Genomic DNA, 14,127 nt, shown 5'->3' on the forward strand with positions numbered 1-14,127 from the left:
CACGGGTAATCCGGCAATTGGCTCCTTCCAGTAGGCTGTTGAACAAAGTACTTTGAACAGCTCTATCACTCATCCCATAGATTTCCACTGTAGTATTGAGATTATTTACTCCGCCCCGGTTTTCAAACTGCATAGTCTTTAAAGCTGAGCGGGCAAGCTGTTCGGTAGCCTGGGCGGCTGCCGCTTTCCTGGCATTGAATAAGGCCGCTTCCGCTGTCTTACCTACTCCGGTAAATCGCTCCACATAATTCTGGGCATATCCATTTTGAATACCTACCAAAGAGAAGCTACCTTCTACCTCCCCCCGATAATACCCACCGGAATCTCTGCTAACGCTGATATCACGCAGGGTTCCTGACAGAACCGAGTTGGCATTATTGTCATTATCATTGCGGGCCAGCTGGCGCAAATCCGCTGGCAATGGATTTGGGTTGTGGGCCAATAACCGGGCTACATTATCATTTACCACGGTTTGAATTCCCATATCACTGAGATATTGCCCCACTATATTGACAGCCCGTTCATCACGCTGCACCTGACCATCAATACCATAACCCACAACTGCTACATTGGCTACTCTAGGTTCCAGGGCGGCCGCCATAGCTTTGGCCACATCATCCTTGTACTTGGTTTCAATATTAGTGTCATCCGCTTCCAAGTCAGCTGTGACTACATATATACCACCCTGTATTCCTTCCGAAATTATTGATTTTATTTTCACATAGCCGGTAGATCTGGCAGAAATCTTATCGGCCACTACCACACCCATATCAACATCGGTGTTGCTCCTTACATACATTCCCACCTTGGTCTCCAACAGGGCTCGCATAGCCTCCCGCAAAGCACTTTGTCGGGCTTTTTCCGTGTCCCCATCAAATACCGCCATACCTTCTACCACCTCAGCATAGCCAATTCCCGGTGCAACAGTCATGCCTCCCAGAGAAATAACTCCAGCTATCAATATAGGAATAACCCATTTTTTACTTGTAAATCTCATCATTCCTATCATCCCATTTCCTTCAACTAGCTTTTCTGACTGCCCAGCTCCTGTGCCAGGCCCATCAGCAGGGCACTGTAAATCATTTTATCATCATAATCGGTACTGGTCCCGGGCGGCAGCTTCACTGTCCGTTCGCTCAGCCGGCTCAGTTCAGCCTTTTCTTCACCTTCCACCGGGCTTTTCGCCAGCCAGACTTTGTGAAGAAAAGTGTATATATCATCACCGGACTCCACGGTATCACTGGCCATACCGGAAATATTCAGCTTTATTGGATGCTTCGGATTGGACATCGCCACATCTACCCGGCCGTTTATACTGTCCAAACTGATTTTATACGCTGCATCCACCATCTTGTCAGTCAGAGCGTTGCTGCCCACGGCCGGTGGGTAAACAACCCGTTTGGTTTTCTTCTGATACGCAGCAGTATAGCAATACCCTACCAAAAACTTCAATTCCTCTGCCTCCCGCCCCGGGAACATATCCTGGGCTATCTGGGATGTCATCCCTACATTCACTACCTGATAGGTTTCCATCCCCAGCTTGGCTTTATCATCTCTAAGATTTGACCTGATGTTGGAAAAACTTATATCTTCCTTCAACATTTGTCTCACCATAGAAACAACTTTTCGTTCCTTTTCCTCGTGGGAAATTGGTTCCTTACGAAGGTTTCGCCAAACATTTTTTTGACTGTCATATGTTGGTATACCAATTGTTTCGGCCTCAGCCATAGGAACTATCCCCAACAGCCGTAGGCTTACTGTATTACCTTCACTGCCCACCCGGTTTATATCCAGGTTTTCCTCCGGCATACAGAACACCAGCGATATTCCTGCGATTACGGTGGAAGTATATGCTGTATCCATGGTATTGTTATTGGCCGTATCAATTGAGGCACTGACCATAACTGTCGGATACAAAAATATTTTGTCTTCCTCCACCAGATGCTCATCCGAGCTGTGGTGCCCGACGGATGTTATCTCCCGCAGCTCATATGGCAAATCATCGTCACTGGCCATTTTATGTAGTTTGGCCTTTATCATACTGTCCAGCTGTCTTCGGTCAGCTTCATCCAGATGGATATTATTTATGGAATTATCGTATGTACAGATTGGCTGGAGATAAACCACCGGTTTAGCCGCCAGGGCCGAGCCCATGGATAGCATCATGGCCAAGCTCACAGCCATCAGTATTCTCAACCATCTCACCACACCAATCCCTCCATAATTCCCTATTGCTTTCGCTTCTCCCTATTTTTCTATCGCTTCGTTATACATAATATAGTTTCCTAGCCCTATAATGCAATTAAAGGGTAATTAAAAAATAATTAGAAAAATTTCCAAAATAAAAGAGTTATCACCTGCCATAGCGATAACTCTTTTACTGTTTTTTCTGCTCAACCGCAAAGTATGTCTCCTGTGGAACAGTCATCCCCAACTGCTTCACAGCTATGTCCCTGATGCGGATATGAGACTTCATTTTTGCATTTTCAACACGCAGGGTCTCGTTAGCTTTCTCAAGTGTTCTGGCTTCACTCTGAATATTGCCCAGCTCGTAAACCTCACTGTGCAGTACACTGCTCATCAGCAAAACCGCTCCATACAACAATGTTGCTGTCAAAAATACAATCAGCGCCTTCTTCCGTTTAGGATTATTCTGTGCATGCCGCCGGACAATCTTGCGGCGAATAACCCGTTGTTCTTCCTGTGGAAGGTCATAATATTCCTCTTCACTTAGTTGCCTCGCAAGCACACACTTTCCTCCCTTCCGTGCTTGATTTATTGGTTAACCCAATTTTTCGGCAATTCTGAGCTTTGCACTCTTGGCCCGGGAATTCCGCTCCAATTCATCGTGGGATGCCACCGCACCTTTGACCAGCAATTTGACCTCCGGCTTATGGTTGCACACACAAATTGGCAGGGAAGGGGGACAAATGCACCGGCTGGACATTTCCTTCAAAACATTTTTGGCAATTCGGTCTTCTAATGAATGAAATGTTATAATGCCTATTCTGCCACCTGGCTTCAAATGTTTTACGGCTGTCCGGAAGGAATTTTCCAGAATTCCAAGCTCATTATTTACCTCTATTCTCACTGCCTGAAAAATCCGCTTGGCAGGATGTCCTCCCTTGGCATTTCTCACAGCAGCAGGAACTGCTTTTTTTATAATATCTACCAGCTCACCCGTTGTTTTTATTGGCTCGGTCCGACGGGCCTCCACAATAAACTGGGCAATCCGTTTATACCATCTTTCCTCACCGTATTCTTTAAAAATGCGGCATAGTTCTTCCAGATCATAGCTGTTGATGACATCATATGCAGAAAAATCAGTCTGCTGGTTCATCCGCATATCCAAGGGAGCATCCTGCATATAGGAAAACCCACGATCAGCTGTATCCAGCTGATGGGAAGAAACTCCCAAATCAAAGAGAATACCATCAACCTTATCGGCATCCTGACCAACGAGAATATTTTCCAGATTGGAAAAATTATCATTGACTATATCCACTCGACATTTGCAGTCGGCGAGTCGCTCTGTAGCTGCTGCAATAGCCGATAAATCCTGGTCTATGCCAATAAGACGACCATCTTTTTCCAGCCTGTCGGCAATCATTTTGGAATGGCCTGCACCACCAAGGGTACAATCAACATATATCCCGGATAAATCAGTTATTATTCCGTTCACTGTTTCTTCCGGCATCACACTTATATGATGAAAATCCCCGCTCATTTACAACCTCATATTCCCAAATCCGCCAGGGTTTCTGCAATGGCAGAAACTGCTGGGTTAATGTCTTCATTGTACTTGAGCCACTCTTCCTTGCTCCATACTTCAATCCGGCTGGAAACGCCAATCAATACAACATCCTTTTGCAGGGATGCATGCTGGCGCAGTGTGGCAGGAACCAGAAATCTTCCCTGCTTATCCAATTCAACCTGACGGGCTCCCGCAAAGAAGAAGCGGACAAAGGCACGAGCTTCAGTTTTAGCTAAAGGTAGTTGACGAAGCTTTTCTGAAAGCTGATCCCATTCAGACTGAGCGTAGATAAACAAACAACCATCCAAACCCTTGGTAACGATGAAGGTATCTCCTAATTCCGCGCGAAAATCTGCCGGTAAAATAACACGGCCCTTTGCATCTATAGAATGCATATATTCGCCCATTAACACACTTCATCACCACCTCGTGAGATAATTCTACCACAATCCCCCACTTTTTTCCACTTTTTATGAAAAAAATATGAATTTTCCTCACATAAAAAATAAGGCCCGCTAAGAGCCTTATTTTTCGCAGTTTTTATGCTATTTTTTTACCCAGCCATCCTTACTGATCAAAGGAAGATACTGTATCCGTTCCAAAAAATCCTTGTTGGTATTTGCCGTATGAAAAATCGGCACCCGTTCCAGGGCGTATATATTGCTGTTACGGTTTACCGTATCAAATTTTATGGTAAAGGCAGCCTTATAACCGGCATTCTTGACCAACTGAGCAATATGCAGATTGTAAGTTCCGGTGGGATAGGCCACAAAATTAACATCCTTCCCCAGCTTCTCTTTCAGAGTGGCCTTGGACTGGGTCAGCTCTTCAACAATCTGGGCATCGCTAGCCTCTGTCATAGATTTATGGGTAGCGGTGTGGGATTCAATTGAGAATCCATTGGCTTCCAGTTCCTTGGCTTGATCCCAAGTCAAGTAATTCGGGTACTTGTCCAAAAAAGTGGTGACAACAAAAATCGTACCCACAAAGCCATATTTCTTCATTATAGGATAAGCATTACTGTAATTATCCACATACCCGTCATCAAAGGTAATCAATATTGGATTATCCGGCAAGGCTTCTCCGGTGGTGACAAAATCATACAGTTGCTCCGGAGTAATGGAATGATAACCGTGCTGCTGCAACCACTGCATCTGCCGTTCAAAATCTGCCGGTGCAATGGACAAGGAGTGGAAGGTACTGTCGACTTTATGATAATTCAACACCATAACCGCCCGACAATCTCCACTATTTACCACCTGTTTTTCTTCTACCGGCTGTGGATTATTTTGACTGACTATGGCAATAAGTACCAGCAGCATAACTCCGACAGCTATATATATTTTATATTTCTTGACATACTCCTTGAATTGTTCCATTTTTTCCTCCGAAAAAAAATTACAACTAGTATTATACAATTATTTTTGTCAAAAAACATCTTTTTAATGAATTCGTTTATTATTTATGATATAATCGTGGGGTCGAAATGAGCTACTAAAATTAGCTTTTATTAGGAGGTTGTTTATATATGGCTATTACAAAAGATATGTCCATTATGGAAGTTGTTACCAAGTATCCTGATACCGTTCCTGTATTTATGGAATCCGGTATGGGTTGCATTGGTTGTGCCGCAGCTCACTACGAAAACATTGAGCAGGGTGCTTCCGCACATGGCATTGATGTTGATGCTCTGATTGAGGGTCTCAACAAGGTTGTTCCACAGTAATTTAAACAACAAAAAATCCTTCACCGCAAATTGCGGCGAAGGATTTTTTATTATCTCTTATTCTTTTCCAGCCAAACGCTTATAGCCTGCATACCGGCCCTCGGCATCCTTCTGGGTCTTTTCGAAGAGAGCCTCAGCCGCATCTGGGAACGCCCTCTGCAAGGAGTTGTAACGAACCTCGCCCATAAGATAATCCCTGAACTTACCGAAATCCGGTTCCTTGGAATCCAGGCTGAACGGATTCTTGTCAGTACCGGCCAAGGATGGATTGTAGCGGTAATTTACCCAATAGCCGCACTCAACAGCCCGGGCAGCTTCCATCTGGGACTTACCCATACCAATCTTGATACCATGGTTGATACAAGGTGCATAACCAATAATAAGGGATGGTCCTGGATAAGCCTCAGCTTCAGTGATAGCCTTCAGCACCTGGTTCTTGTCTGCGCCCATATTAACCTGAGCCACATATACATAACCGTAGGTCATTGCCATCATACCCAAATCCTTCTTCTTGGTCTTCTTACCAGTTGCTGCAAATTGAGCAATAGCTGCAGTAGGGGTTGCCTTGGATGCCTGACCGCCAGTGTTGGAATATACCTCTGTATCAAATACAAAGACATTTACATCCTCACCGGATGCCAGTACATGGTCCAGACCGCCGTAACCGATATCATAAGCCCAGCCGTCGCCGCCGAAAATCCACTGGGAACGCTTCACAAGGAAATCACGGTTATCATAAATCTTATTCAAAAGTGGGTTGTCCCCCTTACCGGCTTCCAGAGCACCAATAAGATTCAGGGCCCGTTCACGGGTACCTTCACCCACATTCATATTATCCTTCCAATCTACCATTGCCTCCTGAAGAGCAGAGGAAACACCAGCTTCCAGAGCAGCGGTAACATCAGATGCCAAAGCCTCACGAACTGCCTTTACACCCAGGAACATTCCCAGACCATACTCAGCATTGTCCTCGAAGAGGGAATTTGCCCAAGCCGGACCATGACCCCAAGCATTCTTGGTGTACGGCATTGCTGGAGCAGAAGCACCCCAAATGGAAGAACAGCCTGTTGCATTGGAAACCATCATCCGGCCACCGAAAAGCTGGGTGATAAGCTTTGCATAAGGGGTTTCGCCGCAGCCGGCACATGCCCCGGAGAACTCCAGACAAGGCGTCTCAAACTGGGACCCCTTCACAGTAGTCTTCTTCATTGGATTGGTCTTCGGCTTAACCTTAACGCCATAATCAAACACAGCCTGCTTGTCCATCTGGGTAGCAATCGGCTTCATGGTCAAAGCCTTCTCCTTAGCCGGGCACACCTGGGCACAGTTTCCGCATCCGGAACAATCCAAAGTGGAAATGGCCATGGTGAAGTTCAGTCCCTTGGTGCCAAGGGCTGGTTTGGAAGTAAAGCCTGCCGGAGCAGCATCTCTTTCCTCATCAGAAGTGAGAATAGGACGAATTGCTGCATGCGGACAAACAAATGCACACTGGTTACACTCGATGCACTTGGAAACATCCCATTCTGGTACATTGATGGCAATACCGCGTTTCTCATAAGCCGCCGTACCGGATGGGAATGTGCCATCGGCATGAGCCTTCATCTGAGCTACGGTTATCTTATTGCCTTCCTGACGATTTACCGGCTCCAGAATTTCCTTAACATAGGCTGGAACCTCCGCATTTACAGTCTTGGCCTCATCCTCAGCATCAGCCCAGTCTGCCGGAACATTTACCAGATGCAGGGCATCAATACCGGCATCTACGGCCCCATTATTCATATCAACAATATTCTGACCTTTTTTACCATAAGAGGTAACGATAGCATCCTTCAAATAACCAACGGCTTTCTGAAGTGGAATAATATCAGCCAGCTTGAAGAAAGCAGACTGCATTACCATATTGAAACGGCCACCCAAGCCTAATTCCTGAGCTATCTTCACCGCATTAACAGTATAGAATTTAATATTGTTTTTGGCTATATACCGCTTCATAGAAGCTGGCAATTCCTTGCTTAATTCCTCATCAGACCACAGAGTATTAAGCAGGAAGGTACCACCTGGCTTTAAGCCAGCCAGCAAATCATATTTATTTACATAAGACTGCTGAGAACAGGAAATGAAGTCAGCATTATCAATCAGATACGGAGACGCAATCGGCAACTTACCAAACCGCAGGTGGGACATGGTAATACCGCCGGATTTCTTGGAGTCATACGCAAAATATGCCTGTGCATACAAATCAGTCTTATCACCGATAATCTTGATTGCAGATTTGTTAGCACCAACCGTACCATCAGAACCAAGGCCCCAGAACTTGCAGGCAGTAGTCCCTTCCGGGGTGAGGTTGACATGCTCCGGATAAAGGTCAAGGGAGGTGTTGGACAAATCATCAACGATACCAATGGTAAAGCCGTTCTTTGGGGCATCCTTCTTCAGTTCCTCAAACACACCCAATACCTGAGTAGGAGAAACATCCTTACCACCAAGACCATAACGACCACCCACAATCAGTGGATGACGGTCGCTGGCATAAAATGCTGTACGAACATCCTGATACAATGGCTCTCCCAATGCGCCCGGCTCCTTAGTGCGATCCAAAGTAGCAATCTTCTTTGCTGTAACAGGAATAGCCTTAAGGAAATGTTCAACTGAGAATGGACGGAACAGGTGAACAGCAACTGCTCCAACCTTTTCCCCTTTCTTATTGAGATAATCAACGCACTCCCGCAGAGTCTGGTTAATAGAACCAATAGCTACAACTACACGCTCAGCATCCTGGGCACCATAGTAATCAAAAATATGATGCTCGCGACCAGTAATTTTGGCCATCTGTCCCATAGCTTCTTCCACAAGCTCAGGCAGGGCATCATAAGCCTTGTTTACTGCCTCACGGCCCTGGAAATATATATCATCGTTCTGGGCAGTACCACGAATGCATGGATGATCCGGATTAAGAGCATTGTGCCGGAACTCGTTCACTGCATCCCAATCCAGGATCTTGCCCAAATCCTCATAATCTACCAATTCAATTTTCTGAATTTCATGCGAGGTACGGAAGCCATCAAAGAAATTCAAGAAAGGAATATGGCCCTTGATAGCTACCAAATGAGCTACCGCTGCCAAATCCATAACCTCCTGAACCGAGGATTCAGCCAGCATTGCCATACCAGTCTGACGAGCTGCCATAACATCCTGGTGATCACCAAAAATGTTCAGGGAAGAAGTTGCCAGCGCACGGGCAGAAACATGGAATACCCCCGGCAGCATTTCGCCGGAAATCTTATACATATTTGGAATCATCAACAGCAACCCCTGGGATGCTGTATAAGTAGTGGTCAATGCACCAGCCTGCAAAGAACCGTGTACCGCACCGGCAGCACCAGCCTCAGATTCCATCTCCACAATGCGAACCTTTTGGCCAAACAGATTCTTTACCCCTTTTGCAGCCATCTCATCAACATGTTCAGCCATTGGTGAGGATGGTGTGATTGGATAAATCGCAGCTACATCAGTAAAGGCATAAGAAACATATGCCGCAGCTGTGTTACCATCCATAGTCTTCATTTTTTTGCTCATGTCTGATAAACGCTCCTCTCAAAAATACAATTTGTACCCTTATTATATAATGTTGGACCCTCGCCAGTGGAGTGGGAGGATATTCCAACATATTCTAAACTATAATAAATTGTATGTATTATTATACAAATTCATTATACAACTCCCTTATGCTTTTGTAAAACAAAAGCAAATATATTGGAATTTTCTAACAACTGAATAAATATAAATTTAAAAATGAAATTTATTTCAGCTTTTATCAGTGTATTCATCATACAAATTTTTCTGCTACAAGCACTAAAAACGGAGATGCCGGCAACAGCATCTCCGAATATTGGTAATATTATTGGGTTCAAAAGGCTTAGCCCTTGCGCAGGCGATCGGCCACCTTCTTGATTTTCTTTTTATCCACTTCCACCTTGTTCATATCCTTTAATGATTTTTCAAAATGCTTGTAGCTTCCGCTTGACTGGCTGTCCACACTGGATTTCCATTCGCTTAAAGCCAGGGCACTGCCCACCAGCACACCTAACTTCTCACCCTTTTTATCACTGACAAGTGTCTGCAGGGCCAGCATTGTAGCAATTTCCCGTCCACGGCTAAAGCACTCGTCCTTCAGCATTACCAGTTTTTTGGCATCAGCCAACCGGCTGTCATCCGCCGGTACCATTGCAAAAAATCGTTCTGCATCTATTTCCGGCATTTTTACCGTTATGCCTGAATTGCCTTTCCGCATTACCATATCCACCGCAGAATCATATCCGGCGGACGAAGCATTGATAGCATTCACATTCACCAGCTCAGCCTGAACACCGTAGTCATTCAGCAGCTCATTGGACACTGCCGCCGCCCGGCTGCTAAGCTCAAACCCGGCCATATAATAAGCTATCATTTCCTTGTAGGACTGCCTCATATCCCGTTCCGAAGGTACAAAGAGGCTCAAAATATTAAATGCTTCTGCCTTGCTGGTAAATCCCATCCCTGTGGTAAATTCATTTTCTGCGATTTGCCCCAGCCCTAAATTCAAGCTGACTGCCATAATAATCGCTACCGCCAACTTCTTTTTCATTTTATTTCCCCTGCCTTTACTTGTTAATCCCGTTTTTTCTATCTAGACTATAGCACGACCTTTTGTTCCTTCGCAATACTTCAGGCCTTAATTTAATTGAACTTTAATGCCGTAAGAAATTTTATAATTTTATTTTAATTCTTGCGGAAAATTCTACTGCACACAAAAAGGTATGTGAAAGAATGATAATTCGTTCAATCACATACCCTTTTAATTCAATGCTATTTTGCTTTTATTAAGCTCTGAACTTGCGCTTACGAGCAGCCTCAGACTTCTTCTTACGGCGAACACTAGGCTTCTCATAATGCTCACGCTTTCTAACCTCAGCGATGGTACCAGCTTTCTGGCTCATACGCTTAAATCTGCGGAGCGCACTGTCAATGCTCTCGTTCTTGCCAACCTTAATCTCGTTTGCCATCTATTTTTCCCCCCCTCCAATTATCTTGGGAGTGTATTTCACAACTACACCCGATTATTATACACGAAACAATCCGCTGTGTCAATATGTATCGGATGAAGCGCTGGCATCAGCCCGGAGGCCACTGCATGGACCGTCCGCCCAATACATGAAAATGCAAATGATTTACCGTTTGGCCGCCTTCAGCCCCGGTATTGGCCACAACCCGGAAGCCCTTTTCAGCTATGCCCTGTTCCTTAGCAATCTTTGGAATGACATCACAGAGAATATGGGAAACCACATCCTTATCCTCAGCCTGCAGGGCTCCTACGCTTACAATGTGTTTCTTCGGAATAACCAGCACATGCACCGGTGCCTGAGGCTCCAAATCCTTGAAAGCGATAACCTGCTCATCCTCAAAAACAGCTGTGGATGGGATTTCCTTGTTTGCAATCTTACAAAAAATACAATCTGCCATTTGGTACACCTCCTTCTGCATATGCCTATAAAATATGACTTACTCGTACCTGTTTATTTTACTATAAACACTTAGCTAACACAAGCCAAAAGGCGCAGCGAAAGCTTAGCGGGTGTATAAGGGCGTGCGGCCACATCATAAGTGTCCAATGAGCTTGCCATATACACCGTCTTTATACAATTTCTCCAGCTTAACCTTATATATTTCACCGGTTTTCACCTCATCATCAGTATAAACCCGAATATAAGTATCAGTCAGTCCGTCCGTAAGGCCATGTTCATTGGTTTCAAAAAGAACCTCCTGCACAGTACCAAGATAGTGCTTATGGAAATCATTGGCCATTTCCTCAGCCAACTGCTGTAATCGATGAACCCGTTCTTTCTTTATCGGTTCACTGATTTGGTCCGGCATTTTGGCTGCTGGAGTGCCCGTTCTGGGTGAATATGGGAAAACATGCACCCTGGCAAAACCAAGTTTTCTGATATAATCGAGGCTTTCGGCAAACATTTCCTCCGTCTCCCCGGGAAAACCCACAATAATATCAGTGGAAATTGCTACCCCGGGCACCTTGCTCCGCACATTTTCCACCAAAGCAGTAAACTCATCCCGGTTATAATGGCGATTCATTTTCTTCAACACCTCATCTGAACCGGCCTGCAATGGCAAATGCAGATGATGGCTAAATTTTGGATGGCTTTTGATGAGTTCCAGGAGTTCATCGGACAACTCAATAGATTCCAGTGAACTAAGCCGCAACCGTCTTAGTCCCGGCAAATCGAGAATTGCCTTCGCAGCATCATAAAGGGAGGTACCATCCTTAAAATCTTTGCCATAGGCTCCCAAATGAATTCCTGTCAACACGATTTCTTTAAAACCATTATCCACCAGCTTTTGGGCTTCAGCCCGAACACTGGCCAGCTGTCGGGACCGCAACGGCCCCCTGGTAAACGGAATTATGCAATAGCTGCAAAAATTGGTACAGCCCTCCTGTATTTTCAAAAAAGCCCGGGTACGAGCCGGCATTTCATACAGGGGAATATCTTCAAACTCCCTGGCCTGCATTATATCATCCACTCTATCAATGATACCATCTGTAGCCATTGCCCGTTCCACATAATCAACTATATGGGCCCGGTCTTTAGTTCCCAATACTACCCGCACCCCTTCAATGGCTTTCACCTGCTCAGGAGCCGCCTGCGAATAGCAACCCGTTACGGCAATAATAGCTTTTTCGTTGAGTCTGCGCACCCGTCGGATAAGCTGCCGGGATTTTTTGTCACCAAAGCTGGTAACCGAGCAGGTATTTATAACATATACATCCGCCTGTTCAGTGGCTGGCACCAGCTCATAGCCCTGTTTTTTAAACAGCCCTTCCATGGTTTCAGTTTCAAATTGATTTACCTTGCAGCCAAGCGTAATAAAGGCCACAGTTGACATTAAATTCTACCTCCTAAGTCACCGGCTTCATACTGAATAATAGTTACAGCCGCAATAGCCGCTGTTTCTGCCCGCAAAATCCGTGTGCCTAAACTTACTGATGGAATGCCCAAAGCTTTGGCATACGCCACCTCGTCCAGGGAAAAGCCCCCTTCCGGACCAATCACCACCGCAAAGCTTTGGCAGTCCTGTTGTGCCATAAATGCCTTAATACCAATTTGTTCCTCGTTTTCATAGCACATGCACAGGGACACATCTGCATCGGCCATTTTCTTAAGCCAGTCTTTCAATGGTGTTATCGGCTCAACCTTGGGCAGCAGACAACGACCACATTGCTTTCCGGCTTCATTGGCAATTTTTTGCCACTTTTCCTGCTTTGCCCGGGCTTTTTTCTCGTCATATCGCACCACACAGTTATCACTGGTCAACGGTATAATCGAATTAACACCTAATTCGGTGGCTTTTTGGGTGATAAATTCCATTTTATCACCTTTGGGCAAGCATTGGGCCAAAATAATTTCCACCGGCGACTCGGTATTTTCAGCCAAATACCCGACTAATTCCAACGAAACGCTGTCATCAGTGAAAGCAGTCATCACATACTCCCCCACCTTGCCTTCGTCATCAGCCACCACGATATGGTCCCCCACCCTGCTCCGCATCACATGGGCCAGATGATGGGCATCCGGGCCGGTTATTGTTATTTTTTCTTTTAATAAGTCAGATATAAAAATTCGTCTCATTATCAAGCCTGCTTTTTAAAGGTGATACACGCCCAGCCCTTGCTTTCATTGCGTTTTACCACGCCGTAGCCATGAGCCGCAGCAGCATTTATCACATCATCAATCCGATCTTCAATAATCCCGCTGGTAAGCAAGGTACCATCCTCCTCCAGATGGTCATCCAGCTGGTCAAAAAGGCGGATTATAATGTCAGCAACAATATTGGCGATTACCAGATTGGCCTTGCCCTGCACATTCTTCATTAAGTCACTTTGGCCAACAGAAATTTTATCTTCCACATGGTTTTGCTCAATATTTTCCTGAACAATCTTCAGAACAGAATCATCATAATCCACAGCCCGAATGCTTGCCGCACCCAGCTTAGCTGCAATAATGGATAAAATACCGGAACCGGTACCAATATCAAACACCGTCATTCCCGGCTGTACCAGCTGCTCCAGTTCCTTGATGCACATAGAGGTTGTGGCATGGGTGCCGGTGCCAAAGGCTGCCCCTGGGTCCAGCTCCACCACAATTTCATTATCCTTGGCTGTATATTTCTCCCAAGTTGGTTTGATAACTATTCTGTCCCCTGGTTTTTCCGTATGAAAATATTTTTTCCAGGTATCGGACCAGTCCTCATCCTCCAGCTCGTTTGTGGAAATAATCCCGGGAACTGTGCTGACGCCTCGTTCGCCTAACAATCGCACCTCATTGTTGAAGGTCTGCAGCCGTCCCTCCAGCTCACCGTTTACCGGCAAATAGGCCTTTACGGTTACCACTTCAGTTTCTGTGGCGATAGGAATATCCGTATAGTCCCACTTACCGGAGGTAATATAATCATTTATCAGCTCCGGGTCCTCAATAACAACCCCGGAAGCACCCAAATCCGTAAATATTTCCGAGATAAGCTCTGTGGCCTCATGGGTGGTCTGAATACTTACTTCACACCATTTCATCTTTATCCGCTCCTTAACACGAATACCCCG

The 14,127-nt window shown here is 45.4% G+C and carries 14 protein-coding genes; 1 reads left to right on the plus strand and 13 read right to left on the minus strand.

Annotated features, from left to right (window positions below; genetic code table 11):
• The 6 genes from QZV24_RS06690 to QZV24_RS06715 form a co-directional block, all read right to left on the minus strand.
• Positions 1 to 1,000, minus strand: a 1,000-nt coding sequence (locus QZV24_RS06690; protein ID WP_294521900.1) for a hypothetical protein, incomplete at its 3' end; no start/stop codon positions are given.
• Between the two features lie 23 nt (positions 1,001 to 1,023).
• A complete protein-coding gene (locus QZV24_RS06695) occupies positions 1,024 to 2,208 on the minus strand; it encodes a hypothetical protein (protein ID WP_294521902.1) in 1,185 nt (394 codons plus the stop codon).
• Positions 2,209 to 2,377: 169 nt separating this feature from the next.
• Positions 2,378 to 2,749, minus strand: a complete 372-nt coding sequence (locus QZV24_RS06700; RefSeq protein ID WP_294521906.1) for a cell division protein FtsL — start codon at positions 2,747 to 2,749, stop codon at positions 2,378 to 2,380.
• Between the two features lie 33 nt (positions 2,750 to 2,782).
• Positions 2,783 to 3,727 (minus strand): 16S rRNA (cytosine(1402)-N(4))-methyltransferase RsmH, encoded by a 945-nt coding sequence (gene rsmH / locus QZV24_RS06705; RefSeq protein ID WP_294521909.1) that lies wholly within the window; start codon positions 3,725 to 3,727, stop codon positions 2,783 to 2,785.
• 8 nt (positions 3,728 to 3,735) lie between these two features.
• On the minus strand, positions 3,736 to 4,167 hold the full coding sequence (mraZ, locus tag QZV24_RS06710; protein WP_290654973.1) for a division/cell wall cluster transcriptional repressor MraZ: 432 nt from the start codon (positions 4,165 to 4,167) through the stop codon (positions 3,736 to 3,738).
• Positions 4,168 to 4,299: 132 nt separating this feature from the next.
• Positions 4,300 to 5,133 carry a polysaccharide deacetylase family protein gene (locus QZV24_RS06715; protein ID WP_294521914.1) on the minus strand — a complete coding sequence of 278 codons (834 nt, stop codon included), beginning with the start codon at positions 5,131 to 5,133 and terminating at the stop codon, positions 4,300 to 4,302.
• 149 nt (positions 5,134 to 5,282) lie between these two features.
• Between QZV24_RS06715 and QZV24_RS06720 the strand changes: the two genes are divergently transcribed.
• Positions 5,283 to 5,480 carry a DUF1858 domain-containing protein gene (locus tag QZV24_RS06720; protein ID WP_290654971.1) on the plus strand — a complete coding sequence of 66 codons (198 nt, stop codon included), beginning with the start codon at positions 5,283 to 5,285 and terminating at the stop codon, positions 5,478 to 5,480.
• A 57-nt stretch (positions 5,481 to 5,537) separates the two neighbouring features.
• On the opposite strand, the gene nifJ is transcribed toward QZV24_RS06720, so the two are convergent.
• The 7 genes from nifJ to prmA all read right to left on the minus strand — a co-directional run bounded on the left by nifJ (position 5,538) and on the right by prmA (position 14,097).
• Positions 5,538 to 9,056: a pyruvate:ferredoxin (flavodoxin) oxidoreductase gene (nifJ, locus tag QZV24_RS06725; protein ID WP_294521919.1), complete on the minus strand. Its 3,519-nt coding sequence runs from the start codon at positions 9,054 to 9,056 to the stop codon at positions 5,538 to 5,540.
• A gap of 340 nt (positions 9,057 to 9,396) precedes the next feature.
• Positions 9,397 to 10,104, minus strand: coding sequence for a hypothetical protein (locus QZV24_RS06730; RefSeq protein ID WP_294521922.1), 708 nt, complete (start codon positions 10,102 to 10,104; stop codon positions 9,397 to 9,399).
• Between the two features lie 235 nt (positions 10,105 to 10,339).
• Positions 10,340 to 10,522, minus strand: a complete 183-nt coding sequence (gene rpsU, locus QZV24_RS06735; protein ID WP_027397292.1) for a 30S ribosomal protein S21 — start codon at positions 10,520 to 10,522, stop codon at positions 10,340 to 10,342.
• 109 nt (positions 10,523 to 10,631) lie between these two features.
• On the minus strand, positions 10,632 to 10,979 hold the full coding sequence (locus QZV24_RS06740; RefSeq protein WP_290654968.1) for a histidine triad nucleotide-binding protein: 348 nt from the start codon (positions 10,977 to 10,979) through the stop codon (positions 10,632 to 10,634).
• Positions 10,980 to 11,114: 135 nt separating this feature from the next.
• Positions 11,115 to 12,416, minus strand: a complete 1,302-nt coding sequence (mtaB, locus tag QZV24_RS06745) for a tRNA (N(6)-L-threonylcarbamoyladenosine(37)-C(2))-methylthiotransferase MtaB (RefSeq protein WP_294521928.1) — start codon at positions 12,414 to 12,416, stop codon at positions 11,115 to 11,117.
• Positions 12,416 to 13,159 (minus strand): 16S rRNA (uracil(1498)-N(3))-methyltransferase, encoded by a 744-nt coding sequence (locus QZV24_RS06750; RefSeq protein WP_294521931.1) that lies wholly within the window; start codon positions 13,157 to 13,159, stop codon positions 12,416 to 12,418. Before QZV24_RS06750 ends, mtaB begins: the two co-directional genes overlap by 1 nt.
• 2 nt (positions 13,160 to 13,161) lie before the next feature.
• Complete coding sequence (gene prmA / locus QZV24_RS06755; RefSeq protein WP_294521934.1) at positions 13,162 to 14,097, minus strand: 50S ribosomal protein L11 methyltransferase; 936 nt, start codon at positions 14,095 to 14,097, stop codon at positions 13,162 to 13,164.
• Between the last annotated feature and the right edge of the window lie 30 nt (positions 14,098 to 14,127).

Origin of the sequence: uncultured Anaerovibrio sp. (genome assembly GCA_902786545.1) — a bacterium.
GTDB lineage: Bacteria > Bacillota > Negativicutes > Selenomonadales > Selenomonadaceae > Anaerovibrio.

Excerpts from the sequence above, each read along its gene's own strand:
- mtaB (WP_294521928.1), bottom strand. The coding sequence starts at position 12,416 with ATGTCAACTGTGGCCTTTATTACGCTTGGCTGCAAGGTAAATCAATTT.
- QZV24_RS06715 (WP_294521914.1), bottom strand. The coding sequence starts at position 5,133 with ATGGAACAATTCAAGGAGTATGTCAAGAAATATAAAATATATATAGCT.
- QZV24_RS06720 (WP_290654971.1), top strand. The coding sequence starts at position 5,283 with ATGGCTATTACAAAAGATATGTCCATTATGGAAGTTGTTACCAAGTAT.
- rpsU (WP_027397292.1), bottom strand. The coding sequence starts at position 10,522 with ATGGCAAACGAGATTAAGGTTGGCAAGAACGAGAGCATTGACAGTGCG.
- prmA (WP_294521934.1), bottom strand. The coding sequence starts at position 14,097 with ATGAAATGGTGTGAAGTAAGTATTCAGACCACCCATGAGGCCACAGAG.
- rsmH (WP_294521909.1), bottom strand. The coding sequence starts at position 3,727 with ATGAGCGGGGATTTTCATCATATAAGTGTGATGCCGGAAGAAACAGTG.
- QZV24_RS06740 (WP_290654968.1), bottom strand. The coding sequence starts at position 10,979 with ATGGCAGATTGTATTTTTTGTAAGATTGCAAACAAGGAAATCCCATCC.
- QZV24_RS06750 (WP_294521931.1), bottom strand. The coding sequence starts at position 13,159 with ATGAGACGAATTTTTATATCTGACTTATTAAAAGAAAAAATAACAATA.
- nifJ (WP_294521919.1), bottom strand. The coding sequence starts at position 9,056 with ATGAGCAAAAAAATGAAGACTATGGATGGTAACACAGCTGCGGCATAT.
- QZV24_RS06730 (WP_294521922.1), bottom strand. The coding sequence starts at position 10,104 with ATGAAAAAGAAGTTGGCGGTAGCGATTATTATGGCAGTCAGCTTGAAT.